We start from the raw sequence: 15,320 nt of genomic DNA on the forward strand, positions 1-15,320 counted from the left end.
CTGCCGCTCAAGGGCCGTGGCCAGCGCCACGCGGAACGGTCGACGAAGCCAAGCTGGGCGTGGACGACGGCGCGGCGTTGGTCGCCGGACTGTACCGGTTGCTGTTGTCGCGCGGCGTCGGTGGCTCCTGCAGCCGATCACGCTGGAGCGGCGTGAGACCATCCGGCCCGGCCAATGCCAACTTGCGCCCTTCGATATCGACCCAATGCCAGTTGCCTGCCGGCACGGGCTGGGTCGAGACCGAAACGAAATGAGCGTCGTACCTGCCATCGGGTCGCTTCGTCGCTTCGAGCTGAAGGTTGAGGATGAACTGGCTGGCGACCGGCCGACCCTGCGACTCGGCCGGCTTGGTGATCATCTCGCTCAGGTTCTGGGAAAGCAGCCGACTCATCTTCGGCTCAAGCGCGAGCGCAGGCGATGCCGAAGTGACCTTGCCACTGGAGTTGACCTGCACGAGCACCGGCAACACACGCTGCGGAAACGGGTTCAGCGCCCCGGAAGTGGTGGACGCCGTCGCGGCGCTCCCCATGACCGACAAGGCGCCGACGAGCATGACGACATGACTGCGTTTCATGCGACCTCCCTGTAATGCGATTGACTGGGGTTCCGGGCATCGTCCGACGGCCCCACCCTTGCGATGCCACCGCCGCAATCTGCCTCTTTCGTCAGCTTCGCGTCAACTTTCCGCCCGGAGAGCCCATCCGACCGTCTAGGGAACCAGCCAGATCAGGCTGGCGAAGCGTCCGCTATGGGCGCCGTCGCGCCGGTAGGAATAGAAACGCGCGTCGGTACGCGTGTCGAAGCCGCCCCCATGCACGGTAGTCACGCCAGCCGCCTGCAGGCGTCGGCGCGCCAGGCCGGCCAGGTCGCACAGCCAGTGGCCCGGTCGCGTCGGCGTGAAGCACGCAGCCGCTCCGGCGTCGGTGGCGAGGAATGCCTCATGCGCTTCCTTGCCCACTTCGTAGCTGGGCGCGCCGATGCACGGCCCCAGCCAGGCCATGACCTGCGAAGGCGGCGCCGGCAGCGCCGCCAGCGTTGCTTCCAGCACGCCGGCCGCCAGTCCACGCCAGCCGGCATGCGCGGCGGCGACAGCCGTGCCGTCCCGGGTGCAGAACAGCACCGGCAGGCAATCGGCGGTAAGGATCGCCAGCGGCTCCCCGACACGCGTGGTCACCGCCGCATCCGCCCTCGGCTCACCGTCGTCCTCCAGCCGATCGATATCGGCCACGTCGACGCCATGGACCTGCTGGAGCCAGTGCGGCGACCGCTGCAACCCCAAGGCGCCACTTACAGCAGCGCGATTGGCCTCCACCGCGGCCGGCGCATCGCCGCAACGCAAGCCCAGGTTGAATCGGTCATGTGGCCGCTCCGACACACCTGGCGCCTGCCGTGTGCTTACAGCGCAACGCACACCGGGTGGGACTGGCCACTCGGGCTTGATCCAGCCCTCAGGCATGCTGGGCCTCGCCGGAGAGCTCTTGCCGTTGACGTTCGCGGTAAAAGCGATACAGCAAGACCAGCTGGAACCCTGCGAACAGGTAACCAAGCGGCTGGAACGGCACGCTGTACCGGGCAATCGGCAAGCCGACTACATGTACACCGATAGCAAACAGGTACATCAGCGCAAGGAACCGCCACGCATCCGCGCTTCGCTCATCGAACTGTCGCCGGGTCACTGGCAGGAAGGCCATCAAGGCCCCCAGCACGCTCAAGATCATCAGCGGTGCATGCATTCCGCGCATCAGCGACGCAGCGGCGATGAAAGCCGGCGCGCTTAGCCAAGGGGTGCGAAAGACCGGATAGGTAAAGATGTCGCCCCATCCTTCGGCTGAACTCCAGGACAGGAATGACTCGACCTTGCCAAACACATACCAGCGGACCATGGCCGCGGGCTGGCTCGCGAACTTGTCGCGCAGGTCGGTCATCAGGTCGGGCCAGCTCGATGCTGCCTGGGCGGCCTTGGGATCAAAGCGGTAGGCCGCCCCGTAAGTGTCAGGACGACCTTGGTACATCAGGTCGACATAGCTGCCCTGCTGCACAGTGACCAGCATTTTCTCCGAGTCCGTCATGTGATGCAGAGTGATCTCATTGCGCACCCACCACGGTGACATCATCAGCACGAAGCCGAGCGCCAGCACGGCGACCTCGCGCCAGAAGCGACGGACGGCAGGCACCAGCAAAAGTATCAGAAGGACCGGAATCCACTGGTTGAGGGTCGGGCGAACCAAACAGGCCATGCCGAACAGGACGCCGGATAGAAAGCCCAAAACATAGCGGGCGCGCCGACTGGCGGTCCTCAGCGCGGCGACGCCCGCGGCAAGCGCCAGCATCAGCACGGCGCCAAACGTCGTCTCGCTGAGCAAATACGGCACATAAACGCTCTGGTGTGGACTCAGCGCCACCAGCGCGCCCAGAGCCAAGCCCGGCCAGGCCCCAAGCAATGCCATCGCCAGTAGGGTGGTGAGCAGCAGCGTCAGACCAGCGATCCAAGCCTGCACATAGGCCATGCGGACCGCAAAATGTTCGTTCAGATACTGCGGCATGAAGGTACGCAGTAGTAAGGGATATCCCGGTGGCCTGACCGCATCGGGCACCGGCGGAGCTTTCGACGTTCCCAGCAACGTCGTGATGTCAGGCGAATAGACCCCCTGGAACTTCCAATTCCAAGCGTAAGCGACGTATTCCTTAGCATCGTTGCGGATGGGGTGATCTACTTCAGTGCCGGCAGCCGTACCGAGACGCAACCACATGCCCACACCGAGCACCAGCAAGAGGCATAACCCCTGCACGTACCGCATGACTCCCCCCGTCAATTCGCGCACACAGCCCTCCCGCACATCATCGTCGATGGCCGATTCCGCACTGCGCCCCTCGGCCACCCCGTAACCGCCGCCCGACAGAACAGCCGCCAGGAGGAAGTGGCCGCCATGCGCCGCTGCCTGTCGCCAGCCTTTCCGATGCCCGCTGCGCAGCCATCCCCACCGGGCTCACGACGCCGGCTCACTGCCAATCATCCGGGTCCGCCTGGGCCGCGTCCGTGCGCAGGGCGTCTATCAGCGCCTGCTGGTCGGCCGGGCGCTCGGCGCTGAAGGACATCGGTTCGTGCGTGACGGGATGCTCGAAGGCCAGCCGCTCGGCATGCAGGGCCTGGCGCCGGAAACCACGCAGCGCCGCCACCAGCTCGGGCGTGGCTCCCTTGGGCAGCTTCAGGCCGCCGCCGTACAGCGGATCGCCCACCAGGGGGTGGCCGATGTGCGCCATGTGCACGCGGATCTGGTGGGTGCGGCCGGTCTCCAGGCTGCACTGGATCAGGCTGTGGGCGCGAAAACGCTCACGCAGGCGGTAGTGGGTGACGGCGCGCTTGCCGTCCTCCTCGTCGCGCACGGCCTGGCGCAGGCGGTCGCCCATGTGGCGGCCGATCGGCGCGTCCACCGTGCCGCCGGCCACCAGGGTGCCCAGCACCACGGCCTCGTACTGCCGCTCGACGTCGTGACGCGAGAGCATGTCGACCAGGGCGGTATGCGCCGGCAGGGTCTTGGCCACCACCATCAGGCCCGAGGTCTCCTTGTCCAGCCGGTGCACGATGCCGCCGCGGGGCAGCTGGGCCAGCGCGGGGTCGTGGTGCAGCAGGGCGTTAAGCACCGTGCCGGCGCTATTTCCTGCGCCAGGGTGCACCACCAGCCCGGCGGGCTTGTTCAGCACGAGCACGTCCCGGTCTTCATGGACGATATCCAGGGCGATGGCCTCCGGGGCCAGCTCCACCTCGGTTTCCAGCTCGGCCTCCAGTCGGACGCGCTCCCCGCCGCGCAACAGCTGGCGCGGGGCCGCCTGGGCCCCGTCCAGGGTGACGGCGCCGGCCTTGATCCACGCCGTGAGGCGGGATCGGGAGTAGTCGGGGAACATCTCGGCCAAAGCCTGGTCGAACCTCCGACCTGCGGCGGACAGGGGCGCCGTGGCCTCATGACGGATCGTCGTCATGGCCGGCTCCCCGGGCGCCCGGTGGTTTCGGCTATCATCCCTTTTCGATCAAACATCTGAACCCTTATCCATGCGTGTAACCAAGCTGCCGGCTTTCAAAGTCTTTGTCGTGCTCGCCATCGCCGTTTCGATGAGTGCCTGCTCGATGTTCGGCCACAAGAAGGACACCAACGATACCCTGCCGGTGGACAAGCTTTACGCCAAGGCCCACGACTCCATGGAGCACGCGGACTATTCGGCAGCCAGCAAAGCTTACCAGCGACTGATCGCACGCTTCCCGTCCGGTGACTTCAACGAACAGGCCCAGCTGGATCTGGCCTACTCGCAGTACAAGGACAACCAGCCGGATGATGCGTATTCCACCATCAACCGCTTCATCAAGACGTATCCGACCCACAAGCACGTCGACTACGCCTATTACCTGCGCGGCCTGATCAACTTCGACCGCACCGGCGGCGCCATGGAGCGCCTGCTGCAGTCCGGCGAGCCGGAGACGCGCCGCGACCAGGGCTTCAACCTGAAGTCGTTCGACGACTTTTCCGAGCTGTCGCGCCGCTTCCCGGACAGCGCCTACACGGCCGATGCCCGCCAGCGCATGATCTACCTGCGCAACCTGCTGGCCCAGTTCGAAATCAACGTGGCCGAGTACTACCTGCGCAACAAAGCCTACGTGGCCTCGGCGAACCGCGCCCAGTACGTGATCGAGCACTACCAGCAGGCGCCGCAGACGGGCGATGCGCTGGCCATCCTGACCCGCAGCTACCTGGGCATGGACCAGAAGACCCTCGCCGACCAGACTCGCCAGGTGCTGGCCATGAACTACCCGAACCATCCGTACCTGACCGACGCGAACTGGCCGCACTCGCCGTCGCTGGTGCGCAAGATGATCCCGTTCTCGGGTCACCACTGATCGAGCCACCGTTTTTCCGGATGGCATGAAAAAGCCGGCAGGCGCGAGCCTGCCGGCTTTTTCTTTGCCCTCCCCTACCCCTTGGGAGCGGCGCTCAGCGCCAGCCGGAGGTGATCGGATAACGGCGCTCGCGACCGAAGGCGCGCGTGGTCACGCGTGGACCCGGCGCCGCCTGGCGACGCTTGAACTCGTTGAGCAGCACCAGCCGCACCACGCGGCGCACGGTATCGGCGTGGAAGCCCTGGGCGGCGATCTCGGCCTGCGACTGCTCGCCTTCGATGAAGCGCGCCAGGATGGCGTCCAGCTCGTCGTACGGCGGCAGCGAATCCTGGTCGGTCTGGTTGTCGCGCAGCTCGGCCGAGGGCGGACGGTCGATCACCGCCGACGGAATCGATTCAGGCTCTCCGAGCCGGGCGGCCAGCGCGTTGCGCCAGCGCGACAGGCGATACACCTCGGTCTTGTAGACGTCCTTCAGCGGCGCATAGGCGCCGCACATGTCACCGTAGAGCGTGGCGTAGCCCACCGCCATCTCGCTCTTGTTGCCGGTGGCCAGCAACAGGCGGCCATGCTTGTTGGATAGCGCCATCAACGTCACGCCGCGCGTGCGCGACTGCAGGTTCTCTTCGGTGGTGTCAGCCGGTTTGCCGGCGAAGGCCGGCGCCAGCGCGCCGAGGAAGGCGTCGACCATCGGCTCGATGTTGATGATGTGGTAATCCACGCCCAGCTGCTCCGCCTGAACGCGCGCGCCATCGAGCGACAGCTGCGAGGTATAGCGGGTGGGCATCATCACTGCGGTGACGCGCTCGGGGCCGAGCGCATCCACCGCGAGCGCCAGCGTCAGCGCCGAGTCGATGCCGCCGGACAAGCCCAGCAGCACGCCGGCAAAACCATTCTTTTCGATGTAGTCGCGGATGCCGCGCACCAGCGCCGCGTACAGCGTCGCTTCGTGCGTGGCGTCGGGTACGCTGGGCCAGTTTTCGGCCCGCAGGGTGCGTGTTTCGCTGTCGAATTCCGCCCACAGCATGGCATCGACGAAATTCGGCGCACGGGCCACCACGCTGCCATCGCCGTTGACCAGCAGTGAGCCGCCGTCATAAACGACTTCGTCCTGCCCACCGATCAGGTTGAGGTAGATGACCGCGCAGCCGGTTTCCGTGGCGCGCGCCGTCAGCACCTGTTCGCGCTCGACCTGCTTGGCGTCATCCCACGGCGAGGCGTTGATCACCACGATCAGCTCGGCGCCGGCTGCGGCCGCCCTGGCGGCGGGCTCGGGCTGCCAGATGTCCTCGCAGATCAGGATGCCCACGCGCACACCGTCGATCAGCGCCACCGCGCTGTCATGCCCCTTGCGGAAATAGCGCTTGTCGTCGAACACGCCGTAGTTGGGCAGCGCCTGCTTGTGCGTGGTCAGCTCGATGCGCCCGCCGCGCAGCAGGCTGGCGGCGTTGTACACCTCGCCCTCGCTGTGCGGATGGCCCACGAGGGCCGCTACGCCGTTGGTGGCGCCGGCCAGCGCGTTGAGCTCGCACTGGCACGCCGCCAGGAAGCTTGGACGCAGCAGCAGGTCTTCCGGCGGATAGCCGCTCAGGGTCAGCTCGGGGAACACCACCAGCGACGCTCCACCCTCGCGCGCCTGCGCCATCAGGTCGCCTACCCGGGCCGCGTTCGCGGCAACGGCGCCAACCGGGAAATCGAACTGGGCAAGGGCGAGGCGCAGGGAGGGCATGCCGGTCAATCCGTGTTCGGGGAGCTGCCTATGATACCCGAGGCGTCCATTTTGGCCGTGCCTTCACCCTGTCGGCTGGGTCAGCAGCAGGGCGGCGAGGGTCAGCATGAACAACGCCACCGCCACGTCAAACAGCCGCCACGCGAGCGGACTGCGGAACACCGGCAGCAGCACCCGCGCGCCATAGCCCAGCGAGAGGAACCACACCACGCTGGCCGTGGAGGCGCCGGCGGCGAAGGCCCAGCGCCCGCCGCCATCGTAGTGGGTGGACAGGCTGCCCAGCAGCACTACGGTGTCCAGGTACACATGGGGATTGAGCAGGGTGAAGCCCACGCACGCCAGCACCACGCGCGCCCGGCTGCCGTTGCTGTCACCAGCCGGCTGCAGGCCGCTCTCGCCGCGCCAGGCCCGGTGCAGCGCCAGCATTCCGTACGCGGCAAGGAACGCCGCACCCGCATAACGCAGCCACTGCAACAGACCGGGATGCTGTTGCACCGCCAGCCCCATGCCGGCGACGCCGAGCAGGATCAGGCTGATGTCGGCCAGGATGCACACCGTCACCACCGAACCGATGTAGTGACGCTGCAGGCCCTGCCGCAACACGAAGGCATTCTGCGCGCCGATGGCGATGATGAGGCCCGCGCCGGCGGCGAGGCCGGCCAGGTAAGCCGTGGAAAACATGGGGGAGCACCTCGATTTGGACGTCTACTTTGCCTTGACCCCGTCGTGCAGTAAAACTAAATATCCTTAGCCAGCTTTAGATTCGCTAATGCGAATCCGGCTTCGACTCCCACGGTGGCCACCATGAGCCTGCTCAATCCCCAGCTCAGCGCCTTTGCCGCGGTCCTCGACGAGGGCAGCTTCGAGGCAGCCGCGCGGCGCCTGGCGGTGACGCCCTCGGCGATCTCCCAGCGCATCAAGTCGCTGGAGGACCGGCTGGGCCAGGTGCTGATCCTGCGTCGCTCGCCCTGCACCGCCACGCCCGCCGGCCAACGCCTGTTGCGCAGCGTGCAGCAGTTGCGCCTGCTGGAGGCGGAGACCCTGCACGATTTCCATGTCGTCCCTGACGGCTCCACATCGGCGACGATCGCCATCGCCGTCAACGCCGATTCGTTGACAACCTGGTTTCTGTCGGCGCTGGCGACCCTGCACGCAGGCGACGGGCTGCTGTTCGACGTGCGTGTGGAGGACCAGGACCACTCCACCGACCTGTTGCGCGACGGCTCCGTGCTCGGCGCCGTGACCGCCATCGCGCAACCCCTGCCCGGCTGCAACGTGAAGAAGCTCGGCGTCATGCGATACGTGCCCGTGGCTTCGCCGGCGTTCGTGGATCGCCACTTTGCCGACGGGGTCAACGCCAGCTCGCTGGGCCAGGCGCCCATGCTGGTGTTCAATCGCAAGGACGCCCTGCAGTGGCGTTTCGTCCATAGCGTCACCCGTGCGCGACTGACGCCACCGATGCACTACCTGCCCTCCTCCACCGCCTTCGTGGAAGGCGCCGCGCTGGGACTGGGCTGGGCAATGGCGCCGGAGTCCATGCTGGAGCGCCCCTTCGCCGAGGGCCGCCTCAAACCCATCGCCCCCGGACGCCGGCTGGACGTGCCGCTCTACTGGCAGCACTGGGCGATCCGCTCGGCGACTTTGGCCCGGCTCACCGACACGCTGCAGCAGGCGGCGCGGCAAGCGTTGCGCCAGTCGCGCTGAGGTTAAAGAGCAAGGGCAGCATGACTGCGCCCCCATTCCGTTGGCAGCTTGTACTGGCCAAGCATGCTCCTGCCCAATCGATCCTTCCGCCTCGCATTCAGGTCCATTCCGGAAGCGAGCGGGCGCACTGGCAGAGCTGAGTTCCTGCCAAAGGGTCCGCCACGATCGCGCAGACATTTTCCTGAGCACCATAGACGAGCCGCTCAACGTCCAGGCCACCCGCTTGGGGCGATGACCGTGGCGAACTGAGTACTTCGATGCATAAGGAGCTACATGCGACGATTTCCTCGCCAGTGCTTATGGCGTCGGCAACTAATACTCGGTTCGTCAATAGCGCGCATTCGACGCCAGTAATTGCATCTGCGAGACACGCAAAAAATCCGGCCGCTTTTCGGCAGAGTCAATTTCCTCCGTCGGCATGATGTGCGCCTACATTCGCTGCCAGTTTCCGCCGATATCCGCTGGCTACGGCCAAGTGGAATTGTGAACCCTATGTCTGCGGCCACTAGAAGAGGGAGACGATGCTAGCGCCGGCTTCGATCGATGCCGCAGCTCATTCGCACCGCGCCAGCTCTCCGGGTTTTGCTTGATACGCTCTGAAGTGCAGAGCCCGCCACATCAATTAATACATGGCATTTCGCGACCATGACTGGCGCTGCAGCCACATTTCATCCTTTCTTTGCTCAACGCCGGCGATATCAGGCACTCGACAGTGATCCCGCATCTGGCGTCTGCCAGTCAAGGATTGCGGCCCTGTCATTGGCGCTGATGTTTCATTGCTTTTTGCTGATCCTGCTTACTGTCCCTCAATCCTCGGGTCGCGCAGAAATGACAGGTACATCATCAGGCGCGCTTCAAGTTCGATTCATCGAAGCCGCCAGGATCAAGTCCGCAGAAGCAGTTGGTCTCGCATTCACCAAGCCAGCGAGGCTGGAGGCCGCTCCAGCGCCCCGTCGTCCTAACGCAGCCCCCTCGACAAGCGCCAACTCTCTCGCAGGCCAAGGCCAGCCCAGCCTATCCATTGGCGGCGATGGGAGGCGCTATGCCCTCCAATCTGACAAACCAGCCTATGTGCAGGGCGGCGGATTGCTCACCCCCAAGCCACTTGGCGACATCAAGCCCCGCCTTCCGGGTCCTTCCGTGCTAGGGGCGGCACGATTTCGTATGGTGGATCCCCGAGCCCAAGGTATTGCGGGCGTGGTTCGGTCGATCGGCAGCTTCACCGGCGCGGTTGACCCGCACTGTGTCGACCTTGATGTCTGGCGCGGAATGACACCGGAAGAGCGCATTGAACGCCATGTGTCCACGAGTGACATTGAGGCCATCGAAAAATCCTACAACTGTTCGCCGCCGCGCACGGACCGCGAGCAGGCTCGTTAAGGCAGCTGCAAGAGAATCCAGATGTTTAATCAAAAAAAGGGCCGCATCGCTGCGGCCCTTTTCGTTTCGGTCGAAGAGACCCGAAAGACTTACTTCTTCATCAGACCGGCGAGGGTCTTGCCGAGGTCGGCCGGGGACTTCACCGTGGTGACGCCCGCCTTCTCCAGCGCAGCGAACTTCGCCGCCGCCGTGCCCTTGCCGCCCGAGATGATGGCGCCGGCATGGCCCATGCGCTTGCCCGGAGGAGCCGAGGCGCCTGCGATGAAGGACACCACCGGCTTGGTGACGTACTCGCCGATGAACTCGGCGGCGTCTTCTTCAGCGCTGCCGCCGATTTCGCCCACCATGATGATGCCTTCGGTCTGCGGATCGTCCTGGAACATCTTCAGGCAGTCGATGAAGCTCAGGCCGTTGATCGGATCGCCGCCGATGCCGATCACGGTGGACTGGCCCAGGCCTTCGTTGGTGGTCTGGAACACCGACTCGTACGTCAGGGTGCCGGAGCGCGACACGATGCCGACCTTGCCCGGCGTGTGGATGTGACCCGGCATGATGCCGATCTTGCACTCGCCCGGGGTGATGATGCCGGGGCAGTTCGGCCCGATCAGCACGATTTCCGGATGCTGGGCCAGCACGTTCTTCACGCGCAGCATGTCCAGCACCGGGATGCCCTCGGTGATCGCCACGATGACCTTGATGCCGGCGTCGATGGCTTCGAGGATCGAGTCGGCCGCGAACGGCGGCGGCACGAAGATGACGGACGCATCAGCGCCGGTCTCATCGACGGCCTCGGAGACCGAGTTGAAGACCGGCAGGCCGATGTGCTCGGTGCCGCCCTTGCCCGGGGTCACGCCGCCGACGACCTTGGTGCCGTAATCCAGCGCCTGCTGCGCGTGGAAGGTGCCCTGCTGGCCGGTGAAGCCCTGCACGAGGACCTTGGTGTTCTTGTTGACGAGAACGCTCATGGTTCAGTTGCTCCTCAGGCCTTGGCCGCAGCCACGGCTTTCTGCGCCGCATCGTTGAGATCGTTGGCCGGCGTGATAGCCAGGCCGGAGTTGGCCAGCAGTTCGCGACCCAGCTCCACATTGGTGCCCTGCAGGCGCACCACGACGGGGATCTTCAGACCCACTTCCTTCACGGCCGCGATGATGCCTTCGGCGATCAGGTCGCAACGCACGATGCCGCCGAAGATGTTGACCAGGATGGCCTTCACCTTGTCGGAGGAAAGGATGAGCTTGAACGCCTCGGTGACGCGTTCCTTGGTGGCGCCGCCGCCGACGTCGAGGAAGTTGGCCGGCTCGCCGCCTGCCAGCTGGATCACGTCCATGGTGGCCATGGCCAGGCCTGCGCCGTTGACCATGCAGCCGATGGAGCCGTCCATGGTCACGTAGTTCAGGTTGTGCTGCACGGCAGCCGCTTCAGCCTGGTCTTCCTGGGTCAGGTCGCGCATGGCGGCCAGGTCCGGATGACGGAACTCGGCGTTGTCGTCGGAGTTGACCTTGCCGTCGAGCGCGGCGAGGTTGCCGTCCTCGAGGATGGCGAGCGGATTCAGCTCGACCAGGGACAGGTCCTTCTCGTTGAACAGCTTGTACAGGCCCAGCATGATCTTGGTCAGCTGGCCGACCTGCTTCGCATTGAGGTCCATGGCGAAGCCGAGCTGGCGGCACTGGTACGGCTGCAGGCCTTCCACGAAGTCCACCACGATGGTGTGGATGTCTTCCGGGGTGTCCTTGGCGACCTGCTCGATGTCCACGCCGCCGTGCTTGGAGGCGATGAACGAGATCGACTTGGAATCACGGTCCGTCAGGATCGACAGATAGAGTTCCTTGGCGATGTTGGTCGCGTCGGTGACCAGCACCAGGTTCACCGGCAGCGCGCGGCCGGCGGACTGGTAAGTCTCCATGTTGGTGCCCAGCATGCCCTTGGCAGCTGCGCGCACGTCGTCGAGGCTCTTGCAGAACTTGACGCCGCCGGCCTTGCCGCGGCCGCCTGCGTGGATCTGAGCCTTGACCATCCACTGCGAACCACCAAGGTGCTTGGCGGCATCGACAGCGGCATCGGGAGAGTTGGCGACCTTGCCCGGGGGCACGGCAATGCCGTACTTCGCGAACAGTTCTTTGGCCTGGTACTCGTGGAAATTCATGGATACCTCGAGAGTACGGGGAAACATGGCGGCCGCGACGGGTTGTGGGGCCCGGGGCGGTCAGGGGAACGACGGCGGGTTGCGCTGCCGGATGCAGTGCGCCGCCGCCTGCCTGTCGACATGACGAAAACCGCGCAATACGGCCAACTATTTTCGCGGAAGCGGCCCCTGATGGAAAGGGGCGGCCCTGACGGGGGCCCCGCCCAGGCCTTTCGAGGGACCCCGCCACGGCGTGTGAAGGGCGCGTCTATACTGGCCGGGACCAGCCGGTCAGCCCACTCAAGAGTGCCCAGCCAGGTGTCCAGCACCGTGCAGCCCGCGTACCCCAGCGCCCGCCCCGCACCTGAAGCGGCGCGCCACGAGCTTCTGTTCCTCAACTGCTTCCGGCTGGCCCAGGCGCTGGTTTACGTCGGCCTGTCGCTGAGCCCGAGCACCCTGGGCTGGCCCAAGCTGGCGGATGTCGGCCTCGCCCGTGGCATGGCGGTGATGTTCCTGCTGTTCGCCCTGGGCCTGCTGTCGCTGACCCGGCGCTCGAGCGGCCACATCCGCTGGACGGTGTCCGGCGCGCTGACGGTGGACATCGTGGCGGCGGTGCTGGCGATCGCCACCATGCACGATGCGCGCATCGGCATCGCCATGATGCTGGCGGTGAACCTGGCCGCCGGCGCGCTGATCCTGCCGCTGCGGCTGTCCTGCTTCTTCGCCGCGCTGGCCACCCTGGGCGTGCTCGGCCATTCGGTGTTCGAGATCCAGCACGGCGACATCGGCATGGATCGCGAGCTGCTGGAATCGAGCCTGTTCGGCCTGGCCTATTTCTCCATCACCGTGCTGTGCTACGTGCTCAGCCGGCAGATCCGCGCGAGCGAGGCGCTGGCCGAACAGCGCGGCGTTGACCTGGCCAATCTGGCCCAGGTCAACGAGCTGATCATTCGCCGCATGAAGACCGGCGTGATGCTGGTGGACGACGCCAACCGCATCCACCAGATGAACGAGTCGGCCTGGATGCTGCTGGGCAACCCGGCCGCCGACCAGCGCGACCTGGGGCGGCTGGCGCCGGAGCTGTCGCGGCGCCTGTACCACTGGATGACGTCGGGCAAGCTCGACGAGTCGGCCACCCAGTTGGCCGACGGCGTGCCCGAGGTGGTGCCGCGCTTCAGCCGACTCGCGCCGAACGACGACTCCCACGTGCTGATCTTCCTGGACGACACCTCGCTGGTGTCGCGCCGCGCCGAGGAGCTCACGCTCAGTTCGCTGGGGCGCCTGTCCGCCTCGATCGCCCACGAAATCCGCAACCCGCTGGCGGCGATCCGCTACTCCGCTCAGCTGCTGGCCGAGTCGGAGGACCTGCCGCCGACCGATCAGCGCATGGTGGAGATCATCAACAACCACTGCGTGCGGCTGAACGAGATCATCGAGAACATTCTTCAGCTGTCGCGGCGCGAGCGCTCGCGCCCGGAGACGCTGGACCTCGGCATGTGGGCCAACCAGTTCGTGGAGGAGTACCGCCAGGGCAACGACCTGGGCGAGGACTCGCTGCGGGTGATCCAGGCCAGCACGCCGGTGGCCGCCCTGGCCGACCCGCAGCAGTTGCAGCAGGTGGTGTGGAACCTTGTGCAGAACGCGCTGCGCTACGGCCGCATGCCCGGCGAATCGGCCCGCGTGATGGTGGTGGCGCGACACGGCGAGCATGGCGCGCCGATCCTCGAGGTGATCGACCGCGGCCCCGGCATCGCGCCCAAGGTGGCTGCGCAGATTTTCGAACCGTTCTACACCACCCACGAGTACGGCACCGGCCTTGGCCTCTACCTCGCCCGCCAGATGAGCGAGGCGAACCAGGCCTCGCTCGAATACGTGCGAGTGGCGGGCGGCGGCAGTTGTTTCCGGCTGGTGCTCACCCCGGCGCGGGCGGGCCGGACCACCGGCGATGCGGCTGCCGCAGGTTGAATCTGCGCGGAATTCTCCGGCCCACGCCCGCAATGTCCTGCGACGGACTTTGCCCGGCGGACTTTGCCGGTAGCGGAGCGGACGGTTATCCTAGCGACGCCACCAGCCCCCCGTGACGACATGAGCCAACAGACCGTCCTGGTCATCGACGACGAACGCGACATCCGCGAACTCCTCACCATCACCCTCGGGCGCATGGACTTGCTGGTCGATGCAGTGGGTACGGTGACTGAAGCGCGACGTGCACTGGCCGAACGTCACTACGATCTTTGCTTCACCGACATGCGCCTGCCCGACGGCACCGGCCATGAACTGGTCGAGCTGATCGCGGCGGAGCACCCGGACACGCCGGTGGCGATGATCACCGCCTACGGCAACGTCGACGCCGCGGTGAACGCGCTCAAGGCGGGCGCCTTCGATTTCGTCTCCAAGCCGGTCGACATCCAGATGCTGCGCCGCCTGGTGCGCACTGCGTTGCGCCTGGCCGAAGAGAAGCGCACTGGCCAGGCCGCCGCCAAGCCCGATGGCAACGAGCGCCTGATTGGCGAATCCGCCGCCATGCAGCAGGTGCGTTCCACCATCGGCAAGCTCGCCCGCAACCAGGCTCCGGTGTACATCGCCGGCGAGTCGGGCGTGGGCAAGGAGCTGGTGGCGCGACTGATCCACGAGCAGGGCCCCCGCGCCACCGGCCCGTTCGTGCCGGTCAACTGCGGCGCCATTCCGTCGGAGCTGATGGAGAGCGAGTTCTTCGGCCATCGCAAGGGCAGCTTCACCGGCGCCGTGGGTGACAAGGAAGGCCTGTTCCAGGCGGCCCACGGCGGCACGTTGTTCCTCGACGAAGTGGCTGAGCTTCCGCTGCACATGCAGGTGAAGCTGCTGCGCGCGATCCAGGAGAAGGCCGTGCGCCCGATCGGCGCCCGCGAGGAAGTGCCGGTGGACGTGCGCATCCTGTCGGCCACGCACAAGAATCTCGCCGCGCTGGTCGAGCAGGGCCAGTTCCGCCAGGACCTGTTCTACCGCATCAACGTCATCGAGCTGCGCGTGCCGCCGCTGCGCGAGCGCCGTGGCGACGTGCCGCTGCTGGCCACCTTCGTGCTGCGCCAGCTGGCCGCCAAGAGTGGCGGCGCGCCTGGCCGCTTGTTGCCGGTCGCCCAGCAGGCGCTGGAGGCCTACGATTTCCCGGGCAATGTGCGCGAGCTGGAGAACATCCTCGAGCGCGCCATGGCCATGTGCGATGGCGACCAGATCGACGTGAGCGACCTGATGCTGCCGCAACGCACGCCACGCGTCGCCGAGCCGGCGATGGCGGTCGCCGCCGGCGTGGCGCCAGCAGCCGCGGCGGCGCCGGCGCCCATGCAGGCTCCCAACGCCAATGGCGGCCTGGACGACTACATCAGCAACCTCGAGCGCACCGCCATCATCAAGGCGCTGGAAGAGTCGCGCTACAACAAGACCGCAGCCGCCAAGAAGCTGGGCATCACCTTCCGCGCGCTGCGCTACAAGCTCAAGAAGCTCGGCATCGACTGACAAAAAAA

General features: G+C 66.1%; 13 protein-coding genes. 5 read left to right on the top strand and 8 right to left on the bottom strand.

The genetic code is table 11. From position 1 onward, the window contains the following. Positions 1-7: 7 nt before the first annotated feature. From DVT68_RS05990 to rluD, 4 genes are all read right to left on the bottom strand, one after another. On the bottom strand, positions 8-574 hold the full coding sequence (locus tag DVT68_RS05990) for a hypothetical protein (RefSeq protein WP_114824075.1): 567 nt from the start codon (positions 572-574) through the stop codon (positions 8-10). Positions 575-709: 135 nt separating this feature from the next. Continuing rightward, positions 710-1,456, bottom strand: a complete 747-nt coding sequence (gene pgeF, locus DVT68_RS05995; protein WP_114824076.1) for a peptidoglycan editing factor PgeF — start codon at positions 1,454-1,456, stop codon at positions 710-712. Next, positions 1,449-2,798, bottom strand: a complete 1,350-nt coding sequence (locus DVT68_RS06000) for a hypothetical protein (protein ID WP_147281672.1) — start codon at positions 2,796-2,798, stop codon at positions 1,449-1,451. Before DVT68_RS06000 ends, pgeF begins: the two co-directional genes overlap by 8 nt. 202 nt (positions 2,799-3,000) lie before the next feature. After that, positions 3,001-3,978, bottom strand: coding sequence for a 23S rRNA pseudouridine(1911/1915/1917) synthase RluD (gene rluD, locus DVT68_RS06005; RefSeq protein ID WP_114824078.1), 978 nt, complete (start codon positions 3,976-3,978; stop codon positions 3,001-3,003). Between the two features lie 70 nt (positions 3,979-4,048). Here rluD and DVT68_RS06010 point away from each other — a divergent pair, with 70 nt between their 5' ends. Next, positions 4,049-4,888 (top strand): outer membrane protein assembly factor BamD, encoded by an 840-nt coding sequence (locus DVT68_RS06010; RefSeq protein ID WP_114824079.1) that lies wholly within the window; start codon positions 4,049-4,051, stop codon positions 4,886-4,888. A gap of 94 nt (positions 4,889-4,982) precedes the next feature. Here the strand turns inward: DVT68_RS06010 and DVT68_RS06015 are convergent, their stop codons facing one another. Both DVT68_RS06015 and DVT68_RS06020 read right to left on the bottom strand, forming a co-directional pair. Then, positions 4,983-6,614, bottom strand: a complete 1,632-nt coding sequence (locus DVT68_RS06015) for an NAD+ synthase (protein ID WP_114824080.1) — start codon at positions 6,612-6,614, stop codon at positions 4,983-4,985. A 63-nt stretch (positions 6,615-6,677) separates the two neighbouring features. Next, a complete protein-coding gene (locus tag DVT68_RS06020) occupies positions 6,678-7,295 on the bottom strand; it encodes a LysE/ArgO family amino acid transporter (protein WP_114824081.1) in 618 nt (205 codons plus the stop codon). A 123-nt stretch (positions 7,296-7,418) separates the two neighbouring features. On the opposite strand from DVT68_RS06020, the gene DVT68_RS06025 reads away from it, so the two are divergent. After that, complete coding sequence (locus DVT68_RS06025; protein ID WP_114824082.1) at positions 7,419-8,318, top strand: LysR family transcriptional regulator ArgP; 900 nt, start codon at positions 7,419-7,421, stop codon at positions 8,316-8,318. Between the two features lie 645 nt (positions 8,319-8,963). After that, a complete protein-coding gene (locus tag DVT68_RS20255) occupies positions 8,964-9,698 on the top strand; it encodes a hypothetical protein (protein ID WP_147281673.1) in 735 nt (244 codons plus the stop codon). Between the two features lie 89 nt (positions 9,699-9,787). On the opposite strand, the gene sucD is transcribed toward DVT68_RS20255, so the two are convergent. Together sucD and sucC are read right to left on the bottom strand one after the other, a co-directional pair. After that, complete coding sequence (gene sucD, locus DVT68_RS06035; RefSeq protein ID WP_114824084.1) at positions 9,788-10,663, bottom strand: succinate--CoA ligase subunit alpha; 876 nt, start codon at positions 10,661-10,663, stop codon at positions 9,788-9,790. 14 nt (positions 10,664-10,677) lie between these two features. Next, on the bottom strand, positions 10,678-11,841 hold the full coding sequence (gene sucC, locus DVT68_RS06040; RefSeq protein ID WP_114824085.1) for an ADP-forming succinate--CoA ligase subunit beta: 1,164 nt from the start codon (positions 11,839-11,841) through the stop codon (positions 10,678-10,680). A 297-nt stretch (positions 11,842-12,138) separates the two neighbouring features. Here sucC and DVT68_RS06045 point away from each other — a divergent pair, with 297 nt between their 5' ends. Both DVT68_RS06045 and DVT68_RS06050 read left to right on the top strand, forming a co-directional pair. Then, a complete protein-coding gene (locus DVT68_RS06045; protein ID WP_199535962.1) occupies positions 12,139-13,785 on the top strand; it encodes a sensor histidine kinase in 1,647 nt (548 codons plus the stop codon). A gap of 120 nt (positions 13,786-13,905) precedes the next feature. Continuing rightward, positions 13,906-15,312 (top strand): sigma-54-dependent transcriptional regulator, encoded by a 1,407-nt coding sequence (locus DVT68_RS06050; RefSeq protein WP_114824086.1) that lies wholly within the window; start codon positions 13,906-13,908, stop codon positions 15,310-15,312. Positions 15,313-15,320 lie beyond the last annotated feature (8 nt).

This window comes from Dyella solisilvae, from assembly GCF_003351225.1.
Lineage (GTDB): Bacteria > Pseudomonadota > Gammaproteobacteria > Xanthomonadales > Rhodanobacteraceae > Dyella > Dyella solisilvae.

Bases quoted from the DNA above. Each gene is read 5' to 3' on its own strand.
- DVT68_RS05990 (WP_114824075.1), bottom strand. From the start codon at position 574: ATGAAACGCAGTCATGTCGTCATGCTCGTCGGCGCCTTGTCGGTCATG.
- pgeF (WP_114824076.1), bottom strand. From the start codon at position 1,456: ATGCCTGAGGGCTGGATCAAGCCCGAGTGGCCAGTCCCACCCGGTGTG.
- DVT68_RS06000 (WP_147281672.1), bottom strand. From the start codon at position 2,798: ATGCGGTACGTGCAGGGGTTATGCCTCTTGCTGGTGCTCGGTGTGGGC.
- rluD (WP_114824078.1), bottom strand. From the start codon at position 3,978: ATGACGACGATCCGTCATGAGGCCACGGCGCCCCTGTCCGCCGCAGGT.
- DVT68_RS06010 (WP_114824079.1), top strand. From the start codon at position 4,049: ATGCGTGTAACCAAGCTGCCGGCTTTCAAAGTCTTTGTCGTGCTCGCC.
- DVT68_RS06015 (WP_114824080.1), bottom strand. From the start codon at position 6,614: ATGCCCTCCCTGCGCCTCGCCCTTGCCCAGTTCGATTTCCCGGTTGGC.
- DVT68_RS06020 (WP_114824081.1), bottom strand. From the start codon at position 7,295: ATGTTTTCCACGGCTTACCTGGCCGGCCTCGCCGCCGGCGCGGGCCTC.
- DVT68_RS06025 (WP_114824082.1), top strand. From the start codon at position 7,419: ATGAGCCTGCTCAATCCCCAGCTCAGCGCCTTTGCCGCGGTCCTCGAC.
- DVT68_RS20255 (WP_147281673.1), top strand. From the start codon at position 8,964: ATGACTGGCGCTGCAGCCACATTTCATCCTTTCTTTGCTCAACGCCGG.
- sucD (WP_114824084.1), bottom strand. From the start codon at position 10,663: ATGAGCGTTCTCGTCAACAAGAACACCAAGGTCCTCGTGCAGGGCTTC.
- sucC (WP_114824085.1), bottom strand. From the start codon at position 11,841: ATGAATTTCCACGAGTACCAGGCCAAAGAACTGTTCGCGAAGTACGGC.
- DVT68_RS06050 (WP_114824086.1), top strand. From the start codon at position 13,906: ATGAGCCAACAGACCGTCCTGGTCATCGACGACGAACGCGACATCCGC.